At 65.7% G+C, this 432-nt stretch carries 1 protein-coding gene; it reads left to right on the forward strand.

What is annotated here, in order from left to right; all coding sequences use genetic code 11:
* Positions 1–111: 111 nt before the first annotated feature.
* The coding region (locus AACY08_RS30045) for an enoyl-CoA hydratase/isomerase family protein (RefSeq protein WP_339472726.1) at positions 112–432 on the forward strand (321 nt) is incomplete at its 3' end.

Consider the following 432-nt stretch of genomic DNA (forward strand, 5'->3'; position numbering starts at 1 on the left):
CGGCGACACCTACGGAATTGCGGTTGCCGGCCCCATGCATCGCATGGCCGAACAAGTAGCTGATCATCAACGGAGGCTGGCGGACATCTGCAAACAGATCCAGGGGGACTTGTGAGCGAGCTGGTCGCCACTGCGTTCGAGGATGGCGTGCTGCACGTCACGCTGTCGCGTCCCGAGAAGCGCAATGCGCTCAGCAATGCCTTGATTGCGGCGATCGGGGCGGCCTTCTCGAAATGGTCCGAACGCGACGACGTGTCCGTCGCGGTTCTCACCGGCGCGGGCGACAAGGCCTTCGCATCGGGAGGCGACCTGAAGGAACTGGAATCCCTGCGCGGCGAGGCCGACGCGGTCGCTTTCGCGGCGCGCACGCGCGCGGCGCTCGATACGATCCGTCGCTTTCCCGTTCCCGTCGTCGCCGTGGTGAACGGCGAT

Origin of the sequence: Pseudomonas sp. EL_65y_Pfl1_R83 (assembly GCF_963970695.1) — a bacterium.
In the GTDB taxonomy this organism is placed as follows: domain Bacteria; phylum Pseudomonadota; class Gammaproteobacteria; order Pseudomonadales; family Pseudomonadaceae; genus Aquipseudomonas; species Aquipseudomonas tritici.